The organism is Streptomyces sp. NPDC051822 (assembly GCF_044452745.1).
Lineage (GTDB): Bacteria > Actinomycetota > Actinomycetes > Streptomycetales > Streptomycetaceae > Streptomyces.
This window is the reverse complement of the sequence record NZ_JBITBZ010000002.1, coordinates 910,162-933,966: the sequence shown is the minus strand read 5'-3', so window position 1 is coordinate 933,966 and position 23,805 is coordinate 910,162. Positions and strand designations below refer to the sequence as shown.

Sequence of the window (23,805 nt, the reverse complement as noted above, 5' to 3'; positions counted from 1 at the left end):
CGAAGAGAGACGACCGCACACCCATGAGACTCCCCGGGCGGAGAAAACTCATCGCACCCACCGCCGGTGTCGCCCGCTCGTCCCGCTACGGGCCGTCGTCCCCCAGCACCACCACGTCCTCCGCCCGGAAGGCCACCGTCACACCGGCGCCCTCCTCCGGCACCTCCCGCAGCGGAAGCTCGGCGTCCAGCGGCGGGCCGTCCGCGGGGCGGAGCCGTACGGCCACCCGGCTGCCCCGGAACGTCCGTGACTCCACCGTCCAGCCCGGCGCCCCCGCCTCCGCCGCCGGTACGAGCCTGACCCCGCCCGGCCGGACGAGCAGCCGCCGCTCGCCCTGCGGCGAGCCCTCCGGCACCGGGACCTTGCCCCACACCGTGTCCGCGACCGTCCCGGTCACCCGCGCCGCCACCACGTTGTCGAAGCCCAGGAAGCGGGCCACGAACTCCGTCGCCGGCCGGGACCACACCTCGACGGGCGCACCCGACTGGGCGATCCGCCCGTCCCGCATGACCACCACCCGGTCCGCGAGCGCGAACGCCTCACCCTGGTCGTGGGTGACCGCCAGGACCGTCGTACCCAGCCGTCCGAACAGCTGCCGCAGCTCCACGACGAGCCGCTCCCGCAGCCCCCGGTCGAGCTGTCCGAGGGGTTCGTCCAGCATGAGCAGCCGGGGCCGGGGCGCGAGCGCACGGGCCAGCGCGACCCGCTGCTGCTCGCCGCCGGAGAGCGCGGCGACGGAGCGCCGCTCGGCCCCCGGCAGGCCGACGAGGTCGAGCAGCTCCCGGACCCGCTGCGTCCGCTCGGCCTTCGCGTCCCCGCGCATCCGGAGGCCGAAGGCGACGTTGCCGCCGACGTCCCGCTGCGGGAACAGCTGATGGTCCTGGAACATCAGGCCGAGGCCGCGCCGGTGCGTCGGCACCCCGCTCTGGTCGGCGCCGCCGAGCAGCACCCGGCCGCGGTCGAGCGGCTGGAGTCCGGCGACGGCCCGCAGCAGCGTGGACTTGCCGCTGCCGCTCGGTCCGAGGACGCACACGATCTCGTGGTCCGCGACCTCCAGGTCCACGGCGTCGAGCGCGGCCCGGTCCCCGAACCGTACGGTCGCCCCGTCGAGTCTCAGCATCAGAACTCCCCCGTGGTGCGGTCGGTCCGGAGCCGTTCGAGCAGCAGCAGGGACACCGCGCACACCACCATGAGGATCGTCGAGAGGGCCATGGCCTGGCCGTAGTTGAGTTCGCCCGGCCGGCCGAGGAGCCTGGCCACCGCCACCGGAAGCGTCGGGCTGTCGGGCCGGGCGATGAAGACCGTCGCGCCGAACTCGCCGAGCGAGACGGCGAAGGCGAACCCGGCGGCGATGAGCAGCGCCCGCCGCACCAGCGGCAGGTCCACCTCCCGCCAGGCCCGCCACGGGGACGCGCCGAGCACGGCCGCCGCCTCCCGCAGCCGCTCGTCGACCGCGCGAAGGACCGGCAGCATCGTCCGTACGACGAACGGGACGCCGACCAGGGCCTGTGCGAGGGGGACCAGGATCCAGCTGGCCCGCAGGTCGAACGGCGGTTCGTCGAGGGTGATGAGGAAGCCGAAGCCGACGGTGACCGCCGAGACCCCGAGCGGCAGCATCAGGAGCGCGTCGAAGCCCCGTACGAGCCGCCCCGCCCTCCTGGTGAGGGCCGCCGCCGCGAGCCCGCCGATCAGCACCGCGATGCCGGTGGCGGCCACCGCGTACCGCAGCGAGTTCCCGATCGCCTCCAGGGGCGGTACGAGGAAGGTGCCGGACTCGTCGAGCGAGCCGAGCGCCCGGTAGTAGCCGAGCCCGTACCCCTGCGGTCCTGCGAAGGAACGTTCCACGAGCACGCCGAGCGGCAGCAGGATCAGCAGCGCCACCGAGAGCAGGACACCGCCGAGCAGCGCCCACTGTCCGGCGCCGCGCGGCCGGCGCGCGGTCCGCTCCGGCGGGACGAGCCGCAGCGCGGTCTCCCGCCGCCGTACCGTCCGGGCGTGCACGGCCAGGATCGCGCCGACCGCCGCGAACTGCACCAGGGTCAGGACGGCGGCCGTCGGCAGGTCGAGCAGCCGCGCGGTCTGCCGGTAGATCTCGGCCTCGAGGGTGGAGTACGTGTTCCCGCCGAGGATCTGCACGACGCCGAAGGAGGTGAAGGTGAAGAGGAACACCATCAGGGCCGCCGCCGACACCGCCGGCACGAGCGCGGGCAGCGTCACCGTCCGCCAGGCCGTCCACCGGGACGCGCCGAGGACCCGGGCGGCCTCCTCCTGGCGCGGGTCGAGCTGGGACCAGAGGCCGCCGACCGTCCGTACGACGACCGCGTAGTTGAAGAAGACGTGCGCGAGGAGGATCGCCCAGACACCGGTGTCGAGGCGCAGCCCCCACAGCTCGTCCGTGAGACCGCCCCGGCCGACGAGCGCCAGGAACGCCGTGCCGACGAGGACGGTCGGCAGCACGAACGGCACCGTGACCACGGCCCGCAGCACGCTCTTGCCCGGGAAGTCGAAGCGCGCGAAGACGTACGCGCCGGGCAGTGCGACGAGCAGCGTCAGGCCGGTGGAGGCGAGCGCCTGCCACACGGTGAAGCCGAGCACGTCGAGGATGTCCGGCCGGCTCAGCGTCTCGCCGATCCGTCCGAACCGCCAGGTCCCGTCGGGCCGCAGCCCCCGCTCGACGATCGACGCCACGGGCCAGGCGAAGAAGACCCCGAAGAACGCGACGGGCAGGGCCATGAGCCCCAGCCGCGCCGCGCTCCCCCGGAGGTCGCGCGCTACTTCAGGACGAGCGACGACCACTGCTGGATCCACGCGTCACGCTTCTCGGCGATCTTCTCGGGGGCCATGGTCTCCGGCTTCTCGACGACCACACCGTGCTTCGTGAACAGCTCCGGCAGCACCGCGTCCTTCGCCACCGGGTTGACGAACATCTGGAGCGGCATGTCCTCCTGGAACTTCTTCGAGATCAGGAAGTCGATCAGCGCCTTGCCGCCCTCGGGGTTCTTCGCGCCGTTCAGCAGGCCCGCGAACTCGGTCTGCCGGAAGCAGGTGCCGGTGGAGACGCCGGTGGGCGCCACCTTCGGCTGCGGCTCGCCGTACAGCACCTCGACCGGCGGGCTGGAGGCGTACGAGACGACGAGCGGCCGGTCGCCCTTGGCCTGCTTGCCGCCGGCCGAGCCGGAGAACTCCTGGTTGTAGGCGAGCTCCCAGCTGTCGACGGTCTTCACGCCGTTGGCCTTGAGCTTCGTCCAGTAGTCCTGCCAGCCGTCGTCGCCGTACTTCGCGGCCGTGCCGAGGAGGAAGCCGAGGCCCGGCGAGGACCGCTCGGGGTTCTCGACGACGAGGAGGTTCTTGTACGCGGGCTTCGCCAGGTCGTCGAAGGTCTGCGGCGGCGCCAGCTTCCTGCCCGCGAAGTACTTCTTGTCGTAGTTGACGCAGATGTCACCGGAGTCGACCGGCGTGACCCGGTTCTCCTTGTCGAGCCGGTACTCCGCCGGGACCCGGTCGACGCCCTCGGCCTCGTACGGGACGAAGATCCCGTTGTCGAGGGCGCGGGAGAGCAGCGTGTTGTCGACGCCGAAGAAGACGTCGCCCTGCGGGGAGCCCTTGGTCAGGATCTCCTTGTTGACGGCCTCGCCCGCGTCGCCCGCCTTGAGGACCTTGACGGTGAAGCCGGTCTGCTTCGTGAACTCCGCGAGCACCTCCTTGGAGGCGTTGAAGGAGTCGTGGCTGACGAGGGTCACGGTCTTCGGCGCGGGCGCGCCGGACTTGCCGGCGGCGTCGCGGGCGTCCTCCGTGCCGCAGGCGGCGAGGGTGGTGACGCCGAGCGCCGCGACGATCGCGGCGGCAGCGGTCTTCTTGATGGTCACTGAGATTCCTCCTGGGTATGACCAGGAAGAGACGCGGCCCTGCCCACGGCCGGCGGAACCGGACGCGGGCAGGGCGCAACAGCTTGAGTTAACGACCGAACTTCCTACCCAGAATGACCTGGGCAAGGTTCAGAGGGTCTGCGGTCCTACGGTGACCGCACTCTCAGCGCTGTGGCGCTCCCCTGTCGGAATATGGAGATGTGTTCGAGCTCAGAGTACAAGGTCAGCGTTCGGACGCCGCGAGCTGTCCACAGGCACCGTCGATCTCCTGACCGCGGGTGTCCCGTACGGTCACCGGAACGCCGTGGCGCGCGATGGCCTCGACGAAGGCCTTCTCGTCCTCGGGGCGGGACGCGGTCCACTTCGAGCCGGGCGTCGGGTTCAGCGGGATCAGGTTGACGTGCACCCGCTTGCCCTTGAGCAGCCGGCCCAGCAGGTCACCGCGCCAGGCCTGGTCGTTGATGTCCCGGATGAGCGCGTACTCGATGGAGATCCGGCGCCCGGACTTCTCCGCGTACTCCCAGGCCGCGTCGAGGACCTCGCGCACCTTCCACTTGGTGTTCACCGGCACCAGGGTGTCGCGCAGCTCGTCGTCGGGGGCGTGGAGCGAGACCGCGAGGCGGCACTTGAAGCCCTCGTCGGCGAAGCGCAGCATCGCCGGCACGAGGCCGACGGTGGAGACGGTGATCCCGCGCTGCGAGAGGCCGAGGCCGTCCGGCTCGGGGTCGGTCAGCCGCCGGATGGCGCCGACGACGCGCTTGTAGTTGGCGAGCGGCTCGCCCATGCCCATGAAGACGATGTTGCTGAGCCGCGCCGGGCCTCCGGGGACCTCGCCGTCGCGCAGCGCGCGCATGCCGTCGACGATCTGGTGCACGATCTCGGCGGTCGACAGGTTCCGGTCGAGCCCGGCCTGGCCCGTCGCGCAGAACGGGCAGTTCATCCCGCAGCCGGCCTGGGAGGAGATGCACATGGTCACCCGGTCCGGGTAGCGCATGAGCACCGACTCGACGAGCGTGCCGTCGTGCAGCCGCCACAGGGTCTTACGGGTGGTGTCGTCGTCGCACGAGATGTGCCGCACCACGGACATCAGGTCGGGCAGCAGCTCCGCGGCCAGCTTCTCCCGCGAGGCGGCGGGGATGTCCGTCCACTCCGCGGGGTCGTGCGCGTACCGCGCGAAGTAGTGCGTGGACAGCTGCTTGGCGCGGAAGGGCTTCTCGCCGATCTCGGCGACGGCGTCCTTCCGCTCGGCGGGGGTGAGGTCGGCCAGGTGCCGCGGCGGCTTCTTGGCTCCGCGGGGGGCGACGAAAGTGAGTTCTCCGGGCACGGGACGGGCCACGATGGGGTGTCTCCTCAGACGGCACGAGGTCTGGCCATCCCCGTGAAAACGGGGACCGCGGCATCGCGATGCCGGAGCCAGGAGACCTCACTGGAACATCCCCGCAGCGGCGAGGACGACGGAAGGGCCCGCGGCGCACGCGCCACGAGCCCTTCCAGAGTACCCGGTGTCCGTCAAGCCGTTCCGACGAACAGTGCGAGCAGCAGCCAGACCACCGGCGCCGTCGGCAACAGCGAGTCCAGCCGGTCCATGCTGTGTCGACGTGCGGCTCCGCCGCGTGGCACCATGCCCGGTCAGCCGGTCCCGACGAACAAGGCGAGCAGCAGCCAGACCACCGGCGCCGTCGGCAACAGCGAGTCCAGCCGGTCCATGATGCCCCCATGCCCGGGCAGCAGCGTTCCCATGTCCTTGATGCCCAGGTCACGCTTGATCATCGACTCGCCGAGGTCGCCGAGCGTCGCGCTCGCCGCCACCGCGACACCGAGGATCAGGCCCTGCCACCAGACACCGTCGTCGATCATGAACTCCATGCACAGCGCGCCCGCCGCCATCGCGAACGTGACCGCGCCCAGCAGACCCTCGCGGGTCTTGCCGGGGCTGATCCGCGGGGCCAGCTTGTGCTTGCCGAAGCGCCAGCCGATCGCGTACGCCCCGGTGTCGCTGACCACCGTCAGGATCAGGAAGGTCAGCACCCGCTGCGGACCGTCGTCGGCGGTGAGCAGCAGGGCCACGAAGGTCGCGAGGAACGGCACGTAGAACGCGGCGAACACACCCGCCGTGACGTCCTTCAGATAGCCCTCGGGCGGTTCCGTCATGCGCCAGACGAGCACCGCGAGCGCCGTCAGCGCCATCGCCACCCAGGCACCCTCGGCACCCCTGACGTAGCCGGCGACGACCATCGCCGCACCGCCGACCGCGAGGGGGACCAGCGGAGCCTTGATCGCCTTGCGCTCCTGGAGGCGGGAGGTGAGCTCCCAGAGCCCGACCACCACGGCGACCGCTATCACCCCGATGAACGCGGGCTTCCAGATGAACAGCGAGGCGATGATGACGGCGCCGAGACCGACCCCGACCCCTATGGCCGCACCCAGATCGCGCCCCGCGCTCTTCTTCTGCCGGGGCGCCGACGGCGCGGGCGGCGGAGGCGGGGTGGGGCTGGGCATGGGCTCCTGCGGGTGCTCGTGCGGCGTCTCGTCACGGAACAGGGGACCGCTCGGGTGAGCGGCCCCCCGGCCGTGACCGTCCTGGAATCCGCCGGCGGGAACGTCGGGCACGATGGGCATGGGCCGAGTCTGCGCCGCCTGATGCCGATCGTATGCGGGACCCGCCGGGGCAGGCCCCTGGTCGGGTCCCCGACGGCCGGTGCCGCCCGGGGCCCCCCAGGAAGAGTCGTTCATCAGACCTCGAGCAGCTCGGCTTCCTTGTGCTTGAGCAGCTCGTCCACCTGCGAGACGTACTTCGCGGTGGTGTCGTCGAGCTCCTTCTCGGCGCGGCGGCCCTCGTCCTCGCCGACCTCGCCGTCCTTGACGAACTTGTCGATGGTCTCCTTGGCCTTGCGGCGGACGGCGCGGATCGAGATCTTCGAGTCCTCGGCCTTGCCCTTGGCGACCTTGATGTACTCCCGACGGCGCTCCTCGGTCAGCTCGGGGAACACCACCCGGATGATGTTGCCGTCGTTGCTCGGGTTGACGCCGAGGTCCGAGTCCCGGATGGCCTGCTCGATGTTGCGCAGCGCGCTCTTGTCGAACGGGGTCACCACGGCCATGCGCGGCTCCGGAACGGAGAACGACGCGAGCTGGTTGATGGGGGTGATGGCACCGTAGTAGTCCGCCACGATCTTGTTGAACATCGCCGGGTGCGCACGGCCGGTGCGGATCGCGGCGAAGTCCTCCTTGGCGACCACGACGGCCTTCTCCATCTTCTCCTCGGCCTCGAGGAGGGTCTCTTCGATCACCACATGCTCCTGCGTGTCGTCGCGTTGTGTCCTGCACGGTGTACGACCGGCAGGGCTCTGTCCATCCCCTTGCGGGGCGGTTCCCCGGTTCGGGTCAGGCCCGGGTGCCCTGGTCGCTCACGAGCGTGCCGATCTTCTCACCCTTCACCGCGCGAGCGATATTGCCCTCGGCGAGCAGTTCGAAGACGAGGATCGGGAGGTTGTTGTCCCGGCACAGGGTGATGGCGGTGGCGTCGGCGACCTTGAGGTCACGGGAGAGCACCTCGCCGTACTCCAGCGCGTCGAACTTGACCGCGTCGGGGTTGGCCTTGGGGTCGGAGTCGTAGACGCCGTCCACGCCGTTCTTGCCCATCAGCAGGGCCTCGGCGTCGATCTCCAGGGCACGCTGGGCGGCCGTGGTGTCGGTGGAGAAGTACGGCATGCCCATGCCTGCACCGAAGATGACCACGCGGCCCTTCTCCAGGTGCCGCACGGCGCGCAGCGGGATGTACGGCTCGGCGACCTGACCCATGGTGATGGCGGTCTGGACGCGGGAGTCGATGCCCTCCTTCTCCAGGAAGTCCTGGAGGGCGAGGCAGTTCATCACGGTGCCGAGCATGCCCATGTAGTCGGAGCGGGCCCGGTCCATGCCGCGGACCTGCAGCTCGGCGCCGCGGAAGAAGTTGCCGCCGCCGATCACGATCGCGATCTCCGCTCCGTCGCGGACGACCGCCGCGATCTCGCGCGCGATCTTGTGCACGACGTCGGGGTCGACGCCGAGCGCGCCGCCGCCGGCGAACGCCTCGCCGGACAGCTTCAGCATGAAGCGGCCGGACTTTTTGCCGTGGATGTCGTCGCCCTGGGCGGCGGACTGGTTCATGGAGATCTCCTCGTGCACATACGACGAAGGCCATTGCCGGTGGGTCCTCGCGGTATCCCGTACGGCAATGGCCTCCTCGTCAGATCTGCGGTCGTCCTGCGCGGGGGCGGACGACTGCCTCAGACCCTACCGGGGTCCGGTGTCCGTCGCGTTCGCGGACGGACTCAGATGCCGACCTTGATGCGGGTGAAGCGCTTCAGGGTGACACCGGCCTCGTCCAGGATCTGCTGGACGGACTTCTTGTTGTCAAGGGCGTACGGCTGACCGAGCAGCGTCGCGTCCTTGAAGAAGCCGTTCACGCGACCCTCGACGATCTTCGGGAGCGCGGCCTCGGGCTTGCCCTCGGCGCGGGTGGTCTCCTCGGCGACGCGACGCTCGGTCTCGACGACCTCGGCCGGAACGTCCTCACGGGTGAGGTACTTCGGCGCGAAGGCGGCGATGTGCTGGGCGATGCCCTTGGCCACGGCGGCGTCGGCCTTGTCGAACTCGACGAGGACACCGATCTGCGGCGGGAGGTCCGGCATCGTGCGGTGCATGTACGAGAAGACGAAGCCGTCGGCGTACTGCGCGAAGCGGTCCAGGACGATCTTCTCGCCGAGGTTGGCGTTGGCCTCGTCGACGAACGCCTGCACGGTCTTGCCGGCCTCGATCTCGGAGGCGAGCAGCGCGTCCAGGTCGGCCGGGGAGGTGGCGGCGACGTGGGCGGCGAGCTTGTCGGCGACGGCCTGGAACTTGTCACCCTTGGCGACGAAGTCCGTCTCGCACTTCAGCTCGACGAGGACGCCGGAGGTGTTGTCGTCGGCGATGAGGGAGACCACGGCGCCGTTCTCGGCGGAGCGGCCCTCGCGCTTGGCGACGCCCTTCTGGCCCTTGATGCGCAGGGCCTCGACGGCCTTGTCGACGTTGCCGTCGGCCTCGTCGAGGGCCTTCTTGCAGTCCATCATGCCGGCGCCGGTGAGCTCGCGGAGCTTCTTGACGTCAGCGGCGGTGTAGTTCGCCATGAGTCTGTTTCTCTCTCGAAGTCTGAAAGATCGGGCGGGTCCACGGGTGGACGGCGGGGGCTTCGTGGGCCCCCGCCGTCGTCACCCGAAGGTCCTGAAGGGTCAGGCCTGCTCGGCGTCCGCGGCCGGAGCCTCGGTGGCGACCTCGGCAGCGGCCTCGGCCGGAGCCTCGGTGGCCTCGGCGGCCGGCGCCTCGGCGGCGGGGGCCTCGGCAGCAGCCTCGGCGACCTCCTCGGAGGCCTCCTTCTTCTCACCCTCGAGCAGGTCGCGCTCCCACTCGGCGAGCGGCTCGCCGGCGGCCTTCTCGCCCGGCTTCGAGTCGCCGGTCGCGGCGCCGGAGCGGGCGATGAGGCCCTCGGCGACGGCGTCGGCGATCACGCGGGTGAGCAGGGTGACGGAGCGGATCGCGTCGTCGTTGCCCGGGATCTTGTAGTCGACCTCGTCGGGGTCACAGTTGGTGTCGAGGATCGCGACGACCGGGATCTTGAGCTTGCGCGCCTCGCCGACGGCGATGTGCTCCTTCTTGGTGTCCACGATCCAGACGGCGCTGGGCACCTTGGACATCTCGCGGATACCACCGAGGGTCTTCTCCAGCTTGGCCTTCTCGCGCGAGAGCACGAGAAGCTCCTTCTTGGTGAGACCGGAAGCGGCGACGTCCTCGAAGTCGATCTGCTCGAGCTCCTTGAGGCGCTGCAGACGCTTGTAGACGGTGGAGAAGTTGGTGAGCATGCCACCGAGCCAACGCTGGTTGACGTACGGCATGCCGACGCGCGTCGCCTGCTCGGCGATGGCCTCCTGCGCCTGCTTCTTCGTACCGACGAACATGATGGAGCCGCCATGGGCGACGGTCTCCTTGACGAACTCGTAGGCGCGGTCGATGTACGACAGCGACTGGAGCAGGTCGATGATGTAGATGCCGTTGCGCTCCGTGAAGATGAAGCGCTTCATCTTCGGGTTCCAACGACGGGTCTGGTGACCGAAGTGGACGCCGCTCTCCAGCAGCTCCCGCATCGTGACGACGGCCATGGCCGTATCTCCTTGGGTTTCTCGGTTGTGTTCCTGACGCCCCGGCGCGCCATGCCCACGAGGGACCGAAAGGCGCTGCCACCACCGATGAGGCGGTGGCGGGGCGTGCGAAGTCGACCCGGTGACCCGAGTCGCCATAGGAAGTGTACGGGACCCCGGGAGCGTCGGGTGACGGCCCTGTCCACAACCTGCGAGTAGTCCACAGATACGGTCCGGGACCCGTCCGGACCGGTCGCGCCGGGGAGCCTTCTCCCATGCTCCTCACGACGCTGATCCTCACGCTCGGGCTGCTGTGGCCGGTGGGCCCGCCGCCTCCCGAGATCCTCCGCGGCTGGCAGCCCCCCGCCGGCCCGTACGCCCCGGGTCACCGAGGGGTCGACCTGGCCGCCCCGGCGGACGCCCCGGTCCTGGCCCCGGCGGCCGGGACGGTCACCTTCGCGGGGCCGGTCGGCGGGCGCGGGGTCCTCACCCTCACCCTCCCGGGCACGGGCGCTCCCCCGCTCCGCACGACCTTCTCCCCCGTGACGCCCCTGGTGAAGGCGGGCACCACGGTCCGTGCGGGCACCCCTGTCGCCCGGGTCGCACCGGGCACCCACTGCGCTCGGACGTGCCTGCACTGGGGCCTCCTCAGAGGCGACCTGTACCTGAACCCCCTGCTCCTCGTCCCCCGCCCGCCGTCGCGCCTGCTGCCGCTCGGGGGATGAGGAGGGGTCGCCGCCTCCGCTCCGGGAGGACGGCCGTGCGTCGGCTCAGCTCAGCCGGGTGGTGGCGTAGGCCTCGATGGCGTCGCGCTGGTACCCGGCCAGGCCGGGGGCGATCGCCTCGTACGCGGTGCGCCAGGCGTCGTTGTCCACGCAGGAGCGCCCGATGGCCCGGTACTCCTCGGCGGAGACGGTACGCAGCCGGGTCAGCGCCCGGTACTGGGCGTCGATCTCCGCCTGTACCGGTCCGGCGCCGGCCGTGTGGCCCGCGGCCATGAGCTCGGCCAGCCGGATCATCCGGGCGGTGCGCTCACGGTGCCCGGCGTCGGCGTCGGCCTGGCTCATCGCGGCGGCACGGCGTCCGACCTCCTCGGCGAGCTCGGGGAAGTCGCGCATGTTCTCCGCGTAGTGGGAGGGCTGGACGCCCTCGAAGAGGTTCTCCGGTCGGTTGATGGTCACGGGGTTGCCGTCCTTCCTGGACCGCTCCAGTTCGGCGATCGTGCGGGAGACGGTGGCGGCCAGGGCGTCGAGCCGGTCCCGCTCCGCGAGCAGCCTCCGGTGGTGGCCGCGCAGGGCGTCCACCTCGTCGACCTGTGCGGACAGGATCCGGCCGATCTCCGGCAGCCCGACGCCCAGCGCCCGCAGCACGAGGATCTGCTGCAGCAGCAGGAGCTGGTGCTCCTCGTAGTAGCGGTGACCGTTGGCGCCGATCCGGGCCGGTGGCAGCAGGCCGGTCTCTCCGGCCCTGGTCACGACGGTAGGAGCTGCCGCAGCGGCAACTTCAACCCCGAGTTCCAGGGAGGAGGCCCTTCCCCGTGCCGAGCGCTCAGGCCATGGTGCCGTTGACGCCGTGGAGGGCCATCGTGACCGCCGCCTCGGCGATCTCCGTCGGGTCCTCGGCCGCGCCGAGTTCGATACGGCGGACGGCGGCGTCGACGACGCCCTGGAGGAGCATGGCGCCGAGCCTCGGCTGGGGCTGGCCGAGGGCGGCGAGCGCTTCGACGATCATGGCGACGAGGCCGCCGTGGGCCGCGCGGATCTTCTCGCGGGCGCCGTCGTCGAGCTCGCTCGCCGAGATGGCGACGACCGCGCGGTGGCGCCGGTCGCCGACCAGCTCCAGCTGCTTGCGGACGTACGCCTCGACCTTGCCCTGAGGTGTCTGCGCCCCGTCCATGGCGGTCTCGACCTCGGCGGCCCAGACCGGGAAGTCGACGGCGCAGAGTTCCTCGACGACGGCCGCTCGCGACCGGAAGTACTCGTACACCGAGGAGCGGGCGAGGCCCGTGCGCTCGGCGAGGGCGGGGAAGGTCAGCGCCTCCGTACCGCCCTCGGACAGCAGGGAACGCGCGGCGTCCAGGAGGGCGCCGCGCTGCATCGTCCGGTGCTCGGCCACCGAGGCCGCTCTGATCCTGGGCACGGCTCCACTCTACGACCGGCTCGCGGCGGGTCAGCGTCCGACGTCGGCCAGCTTGGCGCGGAGCTGGAGGACGGACTTGGTGTGGATCTGGCTGACACGGCTCTCGGTGACCCCGAGGACGTGGCCGATCTCGGCGAGGGTGAGGCCCTCGTAGTAGTAGAGCGTGACGACGGTCTTCTCCCGTTCCGGGAGCGTGTTGATGGCGCGGGCGAGCAGCCGGCGCAGCTCACGGTCCTCGGCGACCTCGACCGGGTTGTCGGCGGCCGTGTCCTCCAGGGTGTCCATCAGGGAGAGCCGGTCGCCGCCCTCTCCGCCGACGTGCAGCAGCTCTTCGAGGGCGACGACGTTCGCCAGGGACAACTGGCTGAAAACCGCGTGCAGGTCCTCCAGCGTGATGTCCATCTCCGCGGCGACCTCGCTCTCGGAGGGGGTGCGCCGGAGCTGGGCCTCGAGGGTGGCGTAGGCGCGTTCGACGTTGCGCGCCTTCTGCCGGACGGAGCGGGGGATCCAGTCGAGGGCGCGGAGTTCGTCGATCATGGCGCCGCGGATACGGGTGATGGCGTACGTCTCGAACTTGATCGCCCGCTCGACGTCGAACTTCTCGATGGCGTCGATGAGGCCGAAGACGCCGGAGGAGACGAAGTCGGCCTGTTCCACGTTGGACGGCAGCCCGACGCTGACCCGTCCGGCGACGTATTTGACGAGCGGCGAGTAGTGCAGGATCAGCTGTTCCCGCAGCCGCTCGTCGCCCGTGTCCTTGTAGGACCGCCACAGTTCGTCGAGGGAGGTCGGTGCGGGCGGTCGCACGGTGCCCCGGGCCGCTGGGGGCACCGCAGCGCGGTCAGACCCGGAGGTGTGCTGGGGCATGCGTTGCCTTGAGCCGTTCTGCTGTCGGGTGTGTCGGTGGGAGTGTCCTGGACGGAATCCTGGTGAGCGTAGCGTGAGTGCGTGGTCGCGGTGCGCGAACGGAGAGGGATCGCGCCGCTCCGGGGGAACGCCTTCGGTCGCGTTGTCGAACCCGGGCCGTGGCGCGTGTCGGCCCCTCGGGTGCGGCCGAGAGAACTCGATTGTTCATCGCCATCACCCTTTCACCCGAATGCTCCAGGTCAAGTACCGCCTCGCCGGGCGTTCGACGCGTCCATGGCCGTGTTCGTCAACTGCCAGCCCTCGCCGCGCCGTTCGACGAACCCGAGCGAGTGGAGCTCGTACAGCCTGGCGAGGGTGTCGTCGGGGCCGGTTCCGGCTCGGCATGCGATGACGGTCGTGGGGGTGGGTCCGCGGGCGGGAACCGCTTCCAGGATGTGCGCGGCGGCGGGGGCGAGGAGGTCGCGGGGCAGTACGGGTCCCCGGCGCGCCGGGGCGAGTTGGCCCATGTCGCCGACGAGTTCGATGACCTCCTCGGCGTCGGTGACGAGGGTGGCGTCGCCGCGCAGGAGTTCGTGGACGCCCGCGGAGAGCGCACTGGTGACGGGTCCGGGGACGCCCATGGTGTGGCGGCCGAGGCGGGCGGCGGCGCGGGCGGTGACGAGGGATCCGCTGCGGTGCTGGGCCTCGATGACGACGGTGCCGCGGGTGAGGGCGGCGATGACGCGGTTGCGGAGGATGAAGCGGCTCGGGGTGGGATGGCTGTCGGGCGGCAACTCCCCCACGACGAGGCCTTGTTCGGCGATGCGCCGGATGAGCTGGTCGTGGCCCCGGGGGTACGGGGTGTCGACGCCGCACGCGAGGACGGCGACGGTGGCCCCGGCCGCCGCGAGTGCGCCGCGGTGGGCGGCGCCGTCGATGCCGTAGGCGGCTCCGGAGACGACGACCCAGCCGTGGCGGGCGAGGCCGGTGGCGAGGTCGGCGGCGGTGTGGGCGCCGTACGGGGTGCAGGCGCGGGCGCCGACGAGGGCGACGGAGCGCAGGGCCCAGGTGCGGAGGTCGGCGGGGCCCCTGACCCAGAGGCCGAGCGGGCGGGCGTCTCCGAGGTCGTCGAGTTGACGGGGCCACTCGGTGTCGCCGGGGACGAGGAAGCGGCCGCGGAGTTCCCGGATGGTGTCGAGGTCGCGGTCGGGGTCGGCCGCGGTGGCGCGGCGGCGCCAGGTGGCCACGCGCTTCTGCCCGGTGCCGGGGAAGGGCTCTTCCCCGGAGGTGTCGGCGGAGCCGGAGAGCAGCCGGTCGAGGAAGCCGGTTGCTCCGTACCGGCGGAGCCAGCGGCCGGCGTGTTCGTCGCCGGGTTCGACGGCGCGGCTGAGTGTGGCGCGGGCCCGCCGTTCGTCCGTGGCGGTGGGGGCGTTCATGCGCGCTCCCCTGCCCCTACGGGTACTCCGCGGGTGATGCCGGTGCGCAGTTCGAGGGCGAGGGCGATGTCCTGGCTGTCCGGCCGGTCGTGTCCGGCGAGGTCGGCGACGGTCCAGGCGACGCGGAGGACGCGGTCGAGGCCGCGGGCGGTGAGGAGTCCGCGTTCGATGTCGCGTTCGGCGGTGGCGAGGGCTCCGGGTGCGGCGAGGTAGCGGGTGCGCAGTTCGTGGCCGGGGATCTCGCTGTTGACGTTCCAGGGGGTGTCGGCGAGGCGGGCGGCGGCGCGGGCGCGGGCCTCGTGGACGCGTGCGGCGACGACGGCGGTGGTCTCGCCCCGGCCGCCCTGGCCGAGGTCGGCGCGGGTGACGGGTTCGGCCTCGACGCGCAGGTCGACACGGTCGAGGAGGGGCCCGGAGAGGCGCGCCTGGTAGCGGCGGACGAGCGCGGCCGGGCATTCGCAGCCGGCACCCTGCAGGGTGTGCCGTCCGCAGGGGCACGGGTTGGCCGCGAGGGCGAGGAGGAAGCGGGCGGGAAGGCGTACCACCCCGGCGGCGCGGGCGATGACGACGTGTCCGGATTCGAGGGGCTGGCGGAGGGCGTCGAGGGCCTTGCCCGAGAACTCGGGGGCCTCGTCGAGAAAGAGGATTCCACGGTGTGCCAGGGAGACGGCGCCGGGCCTGGGGAGGCCGTTTCCGCCGCCGACGAGGGACTGCATGGTGGCGGAGTGGTGGGGCGCGCAGTAGGGGGCGCGGCGGACGAGGGGTTCGCCGGGCGGGAGGATGCCGGCGACGGAGTGGACGGCGGTGACTTCGAGTGACTCCTGCCGGGTGAGCGGCGGGAGGATGCCGGGGAGGCGTTCGGCCAGCATGGTCTTCCCGGCGCCTGGTGGGCCGGAGAGCAGCAGGTGGTGGCTGCCGGCGGCGGCGACTTCCAGGGCGCGGCGGGCGCGGTGCTGGCCCGCGACGTCGGCGAGGTCGGGGCCGTCGCTGGCGTCGGGGGCGAGTCCGGTGCCGATGCCCGCTCCGGGGACGAGGAGGCCGGCGAGCATGGCGTCGGGCCTGCCCGCTTCGGTGGGTTCCTCTTCGGGGACGGGTTCGTCGGTGAGGACGGCGATGAGCTGGCGGAGGCTGCGGACGCCGAGGACGGACACTCCGGGGACGAGCGCGGCTTCGCCTGCGGTCTGTTCGGGGACGACGACCTGGCGGTATCCGGCGTCGGCTGCGGCGAGGACGGCGGGCAGGATGCCCCGGACGGGGCGGACACGTCCGTCGAGGCCGAGTTCACCGATGAGGACGAGGTCGGCGATGGCACGCGGGTCGATGCGTTCGGCGGCGCCGAGTACCGCCGCCGCCACGGCCAGATCGAATCCCGAGCCGCCCTTCGGGACGGACGCCGGGCTGAGTCCGACGGTGAGCTTCTTCTGCGGCCATTCCGCGCCGGAGTTGACGACGGCGGCGCGGACCCGGTCGCGGCTCTCGCTGAGGCTCTTGTCGGGGAGGCCGACGAGGGCGAAGGCGGCGACGCCGGGTTCGAGGTCGGCCTGGACCTCGACGACGACGCCTTCGACGCCGACGAGGGCGACGGAGCAGGTGCGGGCGAATCCCATCTCAGGCCACCCCCTGGGCGTGGGTGAGGACGGGGGCGCCGCGCCGGGGCAGGACGATGCCGACGAGGTCGATGCGGACGCCGCCGGGGGGCGCCGGGCTGTCGTGGCGGTCGAGCCAGCAGGCGGCGAGGCGGCGGAGCCGGTCGGCCTTGCGGGGCGTGACGGCGGCCATCGGATGTTCGTAGGTGCCCAGGCGCCGGGTCTTGACCTCGCAGACGACGAGGGTGTCGCCGTCGCGGGCGACGATGTCGATCTCGCCGGTCCGGCCACAGCGCCAGTTGCGGGCGAGGATGTGCATGCCGAGGGCGGTGAGCCGGCGGGCGGCCAGTTCCTCGCCGTACTGCCCGAGGGCCCGGGTCGTCCGGGATCGTCCGGCGGTCGGTTCCGTGCCGGTGTTGCTGTCGGTCGCGTCGATCGCGTTCATGCGGTACCACCTCCGTCACCGACTGTGACGGGTGGGTGGGTTCCGCGTGCGGCGCTGTGGACGGCCGTGGGGCTGTGGGAAACCCCCTCACCCTTGCGGGTGAGGGGCGTTCTCAGCTGCCGGGGAGTTCGAGGTCGCTCTTGTTGAGCTCCTCGATGTTCACGTCCTTGAAGGTCAGGACGCGGACCTGCTTGACGAACCTGGCCGGTCGGTACATGTCCCAGACCCAGGCGTCGGCCATGCTGACCTCGAAGAACACCTCGCCCTGCACCGAGTGCACCTGCATCTCGTAGTCGTTGGTGAGGTAGAAGCGCCGCTCGGTCTCGATGACGTATTTGAACAGCCCGACGACGTCGCGGTACTCCCGGTAGAGCTTCAGCTCCATCTCGGTCTCGTACTTCTCGAGGTCCTCGGCGCTCATGGCATGTTCCCCTTCAGCCGTGCGTCCCCCTATTGTGCGCCAGTCGAACGTGCCCCTAAACGATTTCCGGGGCGAGATCGACCGGGGCACTCGGAGGTCCCTCGTCCAGCAGCGTGCGCAGCAGCTCGGCGAGTCTGGTCGGGTACACCGTCTCACGGGCCGCCGACAGTTCGGCGGAGGTCCACCATCTCAGGCCCGCGATGCTGCGGTTCTCGAGTTCGGTGAGGGCCCGCGGCCGGGGCGCGGCCTCGGTTCCGCGGGTGCGGGCGAGGTAGTACCACTCGTCCTGGTCCCAGCGGCGCCCGTCGAAGGGGAATGAGCAGTACCGCTTCCAGAGCACCGGTCCGAGGTCGACGTCGGTGATGCCGGTCTCCTCGGCGAGCTCGCGCAGTGCCGCCTGCTCGTGGGTCTCGGCGCCCTCCAGGCCGCCGCCGGGGGTGAACCACCAGGTGTCGGCCGGGTCGTCCGGCTCGTACCCGTGCAGCAGCAGGACGCGGTCGTCGGGGTCGAGGAGCACGACCCTGGCGACCCGCCGCCGGGCGGGCGTCGGGTCCGCGTCCACGGCCACCCGTGCGTCGGAGTCCGTCATGTACCCACCTTCTCGCGCTCGCGGCCCTGCCGCGTGAAGAGACGGGCCACCGGTCCGTACGCCCCGCCGCCGAGGACCAGGATCGCTCCGACCGCGATCGCGGCGAGGAGCGGCCGTACCGGCCCGGGTTCGGAGATGCCGCCGGGAAGGCCCGCGAAGCCCGTGGGGCGCTCCAGGAGCCCCTCGGCGGGCCAGACCACGGCGTCGACCCTGGAGAGGACGGCGGAGCGCGGGACGGACCCCTGTCCGGCCTCCTCCATGTGCGTACGGGAGTCGAGCGAGGTGTGCCGGTCGTCGCCGAGGAGGAAGAGGTTGCCCTGCGGGACGGTGACGGAGAACTCCGTGCCGGAGGCGACGGTCCTGCCGTCGGGTCCGGGCCGCAGGTAGGGCTCTTCGACGGGGGTGCCGTCGACGGTGAGGCGTCCGTCGCGGTCGCAGCAGACGACGGTGTCGCCGCCGACGGCGGCGACCCGCTTGACCATGGGCGCGCCGCCCCAGAGCGGGTCGGTGAAGACGACCACGTCCCCGCGCCGCACCTCGTCGCCGTCGATGCGCTGCGCGAGGATCTTGGACCCGACGCCGATGGTCGGGGTCATGGAGTCGCTGGGGACGGTGTACGGCTGGTAGAGCAGCGCTCCCCAGACGAAGCCGCCGAGGAAGAGCACACAGCCGACGGCCACGGCCAGCCCCGACAGCACGCTGCCGAGGCGGCCGTGGCCGTCCTGGGTCCGTATCTTTCCGCTCATGCGCGCACCCCGTAGGTCTGTCGGCGGACCGTGGGTCTGTCGACGGTCCGGGACGGCACCCTACCCGCGGGTCACTACGCGGCGGTATGCCGTGCGGCGAGCTTCTTCCGGCGCCACAGCACCAGCGGGAGCGCGCCGGCGAGACCGGCGGCGCCGACGGGCGCGGCGGTCAACGCCTGGTTGAGGCCGGGCTGGTCGAAGACGTCCGGCACGGGGAGGGTCGCCCAGCGGGTGACGGGCCAGGCGATCACGACGGCGCGACCCACGACCTCGTCCTCGGAGACGGTGCCGCCGCCGGGGAGCTGCTGGTGGAAGCGGGAGTCCAGCGAGTTCTGCCGGTTGTCGCCCATGACCCAGATCCGGTTCTCGGGGACCTTGATGGGGCCGAAGGAGTCCTGGCAGGGGACGGAGCCGGGGTAGAGGTAGGCGGTCTCGTCCAGCGCCTTGCCGTTGAGGACGACCTTGCCGCCCTCCTTGCAGGAGACGGTGTCCCCGCCGACGGCGATGACGCGCTTGATGAGGTCCTTCTCCTCGGCGGACGGCATGAGGCCGATGAAGCTGAGGAACTTCTGCACCACGTTCGGCGTGGGCGTCTGCTGGCCTTCGAGCCAGCCGCCCGGGTCGTGGAAGACGACGACCTCGCCGCGCTCGGGCTCGGAGCCGAACCAGGGGGTCAGCTTGTCGACGAGGACCCGGTCTCCCTTCTGGAGGGTGTTCATCATCGATTCCGAGGGGATCGAGAACGCCTGCACCAGGAAGGTCTTGATCAGCAGGGCGAGCACCAGGGCGATGCCTACGAGGAGGGGCAGTTCCTTCCAGAAGGAGCGCTGCTTCTTCGGGCCCCTGCCGGACCCGCCCGCCGTGTCGTCGTCGCCCTCGCCCGGCGTGCCACCGCCCGGTGGCTGCGCCTGCTCGTCACCCGTCACGTCGTCACCCGTCGTGTCATCGCCGAAGGCCCCGCCGGCCCTCTTGTCGGGCTCATCGTGTCCGGATCGTGCGCCGACGGCCAAATCCCCCACATCCACTCCTCAGTCCGTGCGAACGCCTGTCCCGGGTCAGGGACAGGCCCACCACTCCCATAACGAGCAGAAGTTCCGCAGGGGTCGGGAGCCCGGGCAATCCGTTCAGATTCCGCTGGGACACACTATGCGACGGACCGAGCGCGGACCCGGAAGCCGTACGGGCGTCCGGTACGGCGGCGAAGGTGCCCCGCTCCTCCAGGCTCCGCCAGTGCCCGACGGGCCAGGCGATCACCACGGCACGCCCCACGACCTGCTCCTCCGAGACGGTGCCGTGGTCCTTCTCGTCGAGGTGGAAGCGGGAGTCGGCCGAGTCCGAGCGGTGGTCGCCGAGGACGAAGATCCGGCCCTGGGGGACCTTCACCTCGAAGGGGATCGTGGACGGCTGGTTCCCGGGGTGCAGGTACGGCTCGTCGAGCGGTACGCCGTTGACGGTGATCCGTCCGTCCTCGCCGCAGCAGCGGACGGTGTCGCCCCCGACGGCGACGACACGCTTGATGAGGTCCCGGTCGTCGGCGGAGGGCAGCAGCCCGATGAAGGTGAGGGCCTGTTTGGCCTGCTTGACGCCGACCGGGTCGTCGGCGGGCGGCGCTGCCTCCTGCTGGAGCCAGTTGCCGGGGTCCTTGAAGACGACGACGTCGCCGCGCTGCGGGCGGGAGCCGAACCAGGGGGTGAGCTTGTCGACGAGGACCCGGTCGGAGATGCGGATCGTCTGTTCCATGGAGCCGGACGGGATGACGAACGCCTGGACCAGGAAGGTCTTGAGCACGAGCGCGATGAGCACGGCCACGGTGATGAGGACGGGGATCTCGCGGACCGCGGAACGCTGCCGGCGCCGCTTGACCTTGCGGGCGAGCCTGCGCCGCTCGGCCCGTCCCGGTCGGGCGGTGCCGTCGTCGGCGACGGGACCGGATCCGCCCGGCCGTCGGCCCCGGCTACCCATGGGCGCCCGCCCCGTGTCCGCGGGCGGGCGCGGCCGGCACGCCGTCGAAGGCGCCGGACCCCGGCACGGTGGACCAGCGGGCGAAGGGCCAGGCGATCCAGTCCGCCCGTCCGACGACCTTGTCGACGGGGACCATGCCGCCGCCGGGGCTGCCCAGGTGGTCGCGGGAGTCGCTGGACTGGCTGCGGTGGTCGCCCATGACCCAGAGCCTGTCCTGCGGCACGACGATGTCGAAGGGCACGCTGGACGGCTGGTCGCCCGGCATCACGTACCGCTCCTGGACGGGGACGCCGTTGACGGTGAGCCGGCCGTCCTCGTCGCAGCAGACCACCCTGTCGCCGCCGATGCCGACGACCCGCTTCACGAAGTCGGTCTCGTCGGGTTCCGCGAGCCCGAGGGCGGCGGCGCCGTCGTGCAGGAGCCCGGTCACCGGATTGTCCCGGGGCCGTTCCCGTACGAAGGAACCGGTGCCGTCGAAGACGACGACGTCACCCCGGCCGGGCTCGCTGCCGAAACGGTACGCCAGCTTGTTGACCAGGATCCGGTCGCCGATGTGGAGCGTCGGTTCCATGGAGCCGCTCGGGATCAGGAAGGGCTGCGTCACGAAGTGGCTCAGGAGCAGCAGGAACGCCACGCAGACGCCGCCCACGAGGGCGGTGCGCCGCCAGGAGAACAGGGTCCCGCCGGCCGGGGCCTCGTCCGGCTCCGTCGTCCCGGAGTCCTCGGGAACGCGCGCGGAGCGCGACCCTTCCTCCGGTTCGGAAGAGGGGTCGCGCTCCGTGTGCTGTGCTTCGGTGTCCATCGGGGGCAGAGCCTATCCGGCGTGCCTGTGCGAGGGCTCGGAAGCGTCGAGCGTGCCGGGAGCCGAAGCTCAGCGGTCGCGCTTCTCCTTGATCTTGGCGGCCTTGCCGCGCAGCTCGCGCAGGTAGTAGAGCTTGGCGCGACGGACGTCACCGCGGGTCACGAGCTCGATCTTCTCGAAGATCGGGCTGTTCACCGGGAAGGTGCGCTCGACGCCGACGGAGAACGAGACCTTGCGGACCGTGAAGGTCTCGCTGACGCCCGAACCCTGGCGGCGGATGACGACGCCCTTGAACTGCTGGATACGCGAGCGGTTGCCTTCGATGACGCGCACGTGGACGTTCACGGTGTCGCCGGGGCGGAAGGCGGGGAGGTCGGAGCGGAGCGAACCCGCGTTGACCTGGTCGAGCAGGGAGGCCATGGAGGTCTCTTTCCTCGCTGATGCCACAGGTCACCAGCGGTACGTTCGGACGATGAGGATGCCGTGCGTCTCTGGCGGGCGTCGTCCCCCTGTGGCAGGGGCGCGCGCCGGACGTACGACAGCGGCCTATTCTTCCACGTCGTGGAGCTTGCGCCAAAATCGGCCGCCGGGCTCGGGCGCCCATCCCATCATCGAGAGGATCTCGCGGTCCTTCTTGTCGAAGGCCGCCGGATCGCAGCGCTCGATGAGGTCCGGCCGGTTGGCGGCGGTGCGCCGGAAGGCCTCGTCGCGCCGCCAGCGGGCGATCTTGCCGTGGTGCCCGCTGAGGAGGACGTCGGGGATGCCCCGGCCGCGCCACTCGGGGGGCTTGGTGTAGACGGGCCCCTCAAGGAGGTTGGCCATGGCGCCGGGGGCGAAGGAGTCGTCACGGTGGGACTCGGCGTTGCCGAGGACACCTGGCAGGAGGCGGGCGACGGCCTCGGTGACGACGAGGACGGCGGCCTCTCCGCCGGCGAGGACGTAGTCGCCGATGGAGACCTCGTAGACCGGCATCCGGGTCGCGTACTCGTCCATGACGCGGCGGTCGATGCCCTCGTAACGGGCCGGCGTGAAGATCAGCCAGGGCCGCTCGGAGAGTTCGACGGCCAGCTCCTGGGTGAAGGGGCGGCCGCTGGGGGTGGGGACGACGATGACGGGGCCGTGGGCGCCGCTCTCGTAGCCGTCGGCGAGCGTCTGGTCGAGCGCGTCACCCCAGGGGTCGGTCTTCATGACCATGCCGGGGCCGCCGCCGTACGGGGTGTCGTCGACCGTGTTGTGCCGGTCGTACGTCCACCGGCGCAGGTCGTGCACGTGGACGTCGAGCTGTCCACGCGCGCGTGCCTTGCCGACGAGCGAGACGTTCAGCGGTTCGAGGTACTCGGGGAAGATCGTGACGACGTCGAGTCTCATGCGTCGTCACCCGGTTCGTCGTCCCGGGAGGAGACGATCACGGCCTGGTCGTCGATGAGGCCGGGCGGCGGGTCGATGACGGCCCGCTGCTCCTCCAGGTCGATCTCGGTGACGATCGACGAGACGAAGGGGATCATCAGCTCGGTGCCGTCGGGGCACTCGACGATGAAGAGGTCCTGCGACGGCAGGTGGGAGATCTCGGTGATCCGGCCGATCTCGGTGCCGTCGGCGAGGACCACGTCGAGGTCCATCAGCTGATGGTCGTAGTACTCGTCCTCCTCCTCGGGCAGCTCCTCGGGGTCGATCTCGGCGATCAGGAGGGTGTTGCGCAGGGCCTCGGCGGCATTGCGGTCGCGGACGCCCTCGAAGCGCAGCAGCAGCCTGCCGCTGTGCACCTTGCCGGACTCGATGGTCAGCGGCCCGGCGGAGGCCGGGTCGGTGAGGAGTACGGCTCCGGGGCCGAGCCTGAGCTCGGGCTCGTCCGTCCGCACCTCGACGGTGACCTCGCCCTTGATGCCGTGGGCGCGGCCGATCCGCGCGACTACCAGCTGCACTGCTCCACACTCTCCTGTCACGCAGTTCCTACGACGGAAAACGACAACGGGCCGGGGTGGGCTCGTAAGCCCTCCCCGGCCCGTGCCGGCACATCAATCAACCGATGTGGCCGACGTTCTCAGCGGACCTGGTCCACGTCGACGAGGTCGACCCGGATCCCACGGCCGCCGATGGCGCCCACGACGGTACGCAGCGCACGCGCGGTGCGGCCGTTGCGGCCGATCACCTTGCCGAGGTCGTCGGGGTGCACCCGGACCTCGAGCACGCGGCCGCGGCGCAGGTTGCGCGAGGCGACCTGCACATCGTCGGGGTTGTCGACGATGCCCTTCACGAGGTGCTCGAGAGCCTCCTCGAGCATGCTCAGGCCTCGGTCGACTCGGTCGACGCGGCCTCGGCCTCGTCAGCCTTCTTGTCGGCCTTCTTGGCCTTCGGGGTGATGGCCTCACCCTTGTCGTCGCCGGACTCGAGGGTCTTCGCGAACTCGTCGAACGAGGCGCGCTTCGCCTCCTTCGTCGCGGGGACGAGCAGCGCCTTCTCGGGGGCCGGGAGGCCCTTGGCCTTCTGCCAGTCACCCGTGAGCTTCAGGATGGCGAGGACGGGCTCGGTCGGCTGGGCGCCGACGGACAGCCAGTACTGCGCACGCTCGGAGTCGACCTCGATACGCGACGGGTTGTACGTCGGGTGGTAAAGGCCGATCTCCTCGATCGCGCGACCGTCCCGGCGGGTGCGGGAGTCGGCGACGACGATGCGGTAGTGGGGCTGACGAATCTTGCCGAGGCGCTTGAGCTTGATCTTGACTGCCACTGGAGTGGTGTCTCCTGGTCTTGACGTGGTTGGGCACTTTGAGATGCCACGTGGGGTTGCGGTACTCGGATGCCCGATGGACGCG

Annotated in this window: 27 protein-coding genes and 1 riboswitch; of the genes, 1 reads left to right on the top strand and 26 read right to left on the bottom strand. The window is 71.3% G+C overall.

What is annotated here, in order from left to right; translation table 11 throughout:
• Nucleotides 1–85 precede the first annotated feature (85 nt).
• The 9 genes from ACIA8N_RS10050 to rpsB all read right to left on the bottom strand — a co-directional run bounded on the left by ACIA8N_RS10050 (nucleotide 86) and on the right by rpsB (nucleotide 10,042).
• Nucleotides 86–1,120, bottom strand: a complete 1,035-nt coding sequence (locus tag ACIA8N_RS10050; protein WP_365780499.1) for an ABC transporter ATP-binding protein — start codon at nucleotides 1,118–1,120, stop codon at nucleotides 86–88.
• Entirely contained in the window at nucleotides 1,120–2,733 is a 1,614-nt protein-coding gene (locus ACIA8N_RS10045; RefSeq protein WP_365780498.1) for an iron ABC transporter permease, read from the bottom strand. The genes ACIA8N_RS10050 and ACIA8N_RS10045 overlap by 1 nt, the downstream gene beginning before the upstream one ends.
• Nucleotides 2,734–2,771: 38 nt before the next feature.
• Nucleotides 2,772–3,866 carry a thiamine ABC transporter substrate-binding protein gene (locus ACIA8N_RS10040; RefSeq protein ID WP_365780497.1) on the bottom strand — a complete coding sequence of 365 codons (1,095 nt, stop codon included), beginning with the start codon at nucleotides 3,864–3,866 and terminating at the stop codon, nucleotides 2,772–2,774.
• Nucleotides 3,867–3,949: 83 nt separating this feature from the next.
• Nucleotides 3,950–4,060: riboswitch (TPP riboswitch) on the bottom strand.
• A 29-nt stretch (nucleotides 4,061–4,089) separates the two neighbouring features.
• Nucleotides 4,090–5,202 carry a 23S rRNA (adenine(2503)-C(2))-methyltransferase RlmN gene (gene rlmN / locus ACIA8N_RS10035; protein WP_365780496.1) on the bottom strand — a complete coding sequence of 371 codons (1,113 nt, stop codon included), beginning with the start codon at nucleotides 5,200–5,202 and terminating at the stop codon, nucleotides 4,090–4,092.
• Nucleotides 5,203–5,495: 293 nt separating this feature from the next.
• Nucleotides 5,496–6,485 (bottom strand): phosphatidate cytidylyltransferase, encoded by a 990-nt coding sequence (locus tag ACIA8N_RS10030; protein WP_365780495.1) that lies wholly within the window; start codon nucleotides 6,483–6,485, stop codon nucleotides 5,496–5,498.
• A 113-nt stretch (nucleotides 6,486–6,598) separates the two neighbouring features.
• Nucleotides 6,599–7,156, bottom strand: a complete 558-nt coding sequence (frr, locus tag ACIA8N_RS10025; protein WP_365780494.1) for a ribosome recycling factor — start codon at nucleotides 7,154–7,156, stop codon at nucleotides 6,599–6,601.
• A 94-nt stretch (nucleotides 7,157–7,250) separates the two neighbouring features.
• The gene (pyrH, locus tag ACIA8N_RS10020) at nucleotides 7,251–8,015 is read right to left on the bottom strand and encodes a UMP kinase (protein WP_365780493.1); all 765 of its coding nucleotides are present in this window, start codon (nucleotides 8,013–8,015) and stop codon (nucleotides 7,251–7,253) included.
• A 164-nt stretch (nucleotides 8,016–8,179) separates the two neighbouring features.
• Nucleotides 8,180–9,016, bottom strand: coding sequence for a translation elongation factor Ts (gene tsf / locus ACIA8N_RS10015; protein ID WP_030551002.1), 837 nt, complete (start codon nucleotides 9,014–9,016; stop codon nucleotides 8,180–8,182).
• A gap of 102 nt (nucleotides 9,017–9,118) precedes the next feature.
• The gene (gene rpsB / locus ACIA8N_RS10010; protein WP_359205304.1) at nucleotides 9,119–10,042 is read right to left on the bottom strand and encodes a 30S ribosomal protein S2; all 924 of its coding nucleotides are present in this window, start codon (nucleotides 10,040–10,042) and stop codon (nucleotides 9,119–9,121) included.
• Between the two features lie 254 nt (nucleotides 10,043–10,296).
• Here rpsB and ACIA8N_RS10005 point away from each other — a divergent pair, with 254 nt between their 5' ends.
• On the top strand, nucleotides 10,297–10,746 hold the full coding sequence (locus ACIA8N_RS10005; RefSeq protein ID WP_365780492.1) for a M23 family metallopeptidase: 450 nt from the start codon (nucleotides 10,297–10,299) through the stop codon (nucleotides 10,744–10,746).
• A 45-nt stretch (nucleotides 10,747–10,791) separates the two neighbouring features.
• Here the strand turns inward: ACIA8N_RS10005 and ACIA8N_RS10000 are convergent, their stop codons facing one another.
• From ACIA8N_RS10000 to rpsP, 17 genes are all read right to left on the bottom strand, one after another.
• Nucleotides 10,792–11,496, bottom strand: a complete 705-nt coding sequence (locus ACIA8N_RS10000) for a TipAS antibiotic-recognition domain-containing protein (RefSeq protein WP_365780491.1) — start codon at nucleotides 11,494–11,496, stop codon at nucleotides 10,792–10,794.
• 73 nt (nucleotides 11,497–11,569) lie between these two features.
• On the bottom strand, nucleotides 11,570–12,118 hold the full coding sequence (locus tag ACIA8N_RS09995; RefSeq protein ID WP_365780553.1) for a helix-turn-helix domain-containing protein: 549 nt from the start codon (nucleotides 12,116–12,118) through the stop codon (nucleotides 11,570–11,572).
• Between the two features lie 72 nt (nucleotides 12,119–12,190).
• Nucleotides 12,191–13,027 (bottom strand): RNA polymerase sigma factor WhiG, encoded by an 837-nt coding sequence (gene whiG, locus ACIA8N_RS09990; RefSeq protein WP_030206417.1) that lies wholly within the window; start codon nucleotides 13,025–13,027, stop codon nucleotides 12,191–12,193.
• Between the two features lie 239 nt (nucleotides 13,028–13,266).
• Nucleotides 13,267–14,442: a DNA-processing protein DprA gene (dprA, locus tag ACIA8N_RS09985; RefSeq protein WP_365780490.1), complete on the bottom strand. Its 1,176-nt coding sequence runs from the start codon at nucleotides 14,440–14,442 to the stop codon at nucleotides 13,267–13,269.
• Nucleotides 14,439–16,049 carry a YifB family Mg chelatase-like AAA ATPase gene (locus ACIA8N_RS09980; protein ID WP_365780489.1) on the bottom strand — a complete coding sequence of 537 codons (1,611 nt, stop codon included), beginning with the start codon at nucleotides 16,047–16,049 and terminating at the stop codon, nucleotides 14,439–14,441. Before ACIA8N_RS09980 ends, dprA begins: the two co-directional genes overlap by 4 nt.
• A gap of 1 nt (nucleotide 16,050) precedes the next feature.
• Nucleotides 16,051–16,473 (bottom strand): YraN family protein, encoded by a 423-nt coding sequence (locus ACIA8N_RS09975; protein ID WP_365780488.1) that lies wholly within the window; start codon nucleotides 16,471–16,473, stop codon nucleotides 16,051–16,053.
• Between the two features lie 112 nt (nucleotides 16,474–16,585).
• Entirely contained in the window at nucleotides 16,586–16,894 is a 309-nt protein-coding gene (locus tag ACIA8N_RS09970) for a DUF2469 domain-containing protein (RefSeq protein WP_005311352.1), read from the bottom strand.
• Nucleotides 16,895–16,949: 55 nt separating this feature from the next.
• Nucleotides 16,950–17,483 carry an NUDIX hydrolase gene (locus ACIA8N_RS09965; protein ID WP_365780487.1) on the bottom strand — a complete coding sequence of 178 codons (534 nt, stop codon included), beginning with the start codon at nucleotides 17,481–17,483 and terminating at the stop codon, nucleotides 16,950–16,952.
• Nucleotides 17,480–18,229 (bottom strand): signal peptidase I, encoded by a 750-nt coding sequence (gene lepB / locus ACIA8N_RS09960; protein WP_365780486.1) that lies wholly within the window; start codon nucleotides 18,227–18,229, stop codon nucleotides 17,480–17,482. The genes ACIA8N_RS09965 and lepB (ACIA8N_RS09960) overlap by 4 nt, the downstream gene beginning before the upstream one ends.
• A 74-nt stretch (nucleotides 18,230–18,303) precedes the next feature.
• Nucleotides 18,304–19,239 (bottom strand): signal peptidase I, encoded by a 936-nt coding sequence (gene lepB, locus ACIA8N_RS09955; RefSeq protein WP_365780552.1) that lies wholly within the window; start codon nucleotides 19,237–19,239, stop codon nucleotides 18,304–18,306.
• Nucleotides 19,208–20,191 carry a signal peptidase I gene (lepB, locus tag ACIA8N_RS09950; protein ID WP_365780485.1) on the bottom strand — a complete coding sequence of 328 codons (984 nt, stop codon included), beginning with the start codon at nucleotides 20,189–20,191 and terminating at the stop codon, nucleotides 19,208–19,210. Before lepB (ACIA8N_RS09950) ends, lepB (ACIA8N_RS09955) begins: the two co-directional genes overlap by 32 nt.
• A complete protein-coding gene (lepB, locus tag ACIA8N_RS09945) occupies nucleotides 20,184–20,993 on the bottom strand; it encodes a signal peptidase I (protein ID WP_365780484.1) in 810 nt (269 codons plus the stop codon). Before lepB (ACIA8N_RS09945) ends, lepB (ACIA8N_RS09950) begins: the two co-directional genes overlap by 8 nt.
• 69 nt (nucleotides 20,994–21,062) lie before the next feature.
• Nucleotides 21,063–21,413 (bottom strand): 50S ribosomal protein L19, encoded by a 351-nt coding sequence (gene rplS / locus ACIA8N_RS09940; RefSeq protein ID WP_015036473.1) that lies wholly within the window; start codon nucleotides 21,411–21,413, stop codon nucleotides 21,063–21,065.
• A gap of 126 nt (nucleotides 21,414–21,539) precedes the next feature.
• Nucleotides 21,540–22,361, bottom strand: coding sequence for a tRNA (guanosine(37)-N1)-methyltransferase TrmD (trmD, locus tag ACIA8N_RS09935; protein WP_365780483.1), 822 nt, complete (start codon nucleotides 22,359–22,361; stop codon nucleotides 21,540–21,542).
• Nucleotides 22,358–22,915: a ribosome maturation factor RimM gene (rimM, locus tag ACIA8N_RS09930; protein ID WP_365780482.1), complete on the bottom strand. Its 558-nt coding sequence runs from the start codon at nucleotides 22,913–22,915 to the stop codon at nucleotides 22,358–22,360. The genes trmD and rimM overlap by 4 nt, the downstream gene beginning before the upstream one ends.
• Nucleotides 22,916–23,034: 119 nt before the next feature.
• The gene (locus tag ACIA8N_RS09925; protein WP_005311361.1) at nucleotides 23,035–23,274 is read right to left on the bottom strand and encodes an RNA-binding protein; all 240 of its coding nucleotides are present in this window, start codon (nucleotides 23,272–23,274) and stop codon (nucleotides 23,035–23,037) included.
• A 2-nt stretch (nucleotides 23,275–23,276) separates the two neighbouring features.
• Nucleotides 23,277–23,720 (bottom strand): 30S ribosomal protein S16, encoded by a 444-nt coding sequence (gene rpsP, locus ACIA8N_RS09920; protein ID WP_030206380.1) that lies wholly within the window; start codon nucleotides 23,718–23,720, stop codon nucleotides 23,277–23,279.
• Nucleotides 23,721–23,805 lie beyond the last annotated feature (85 nt).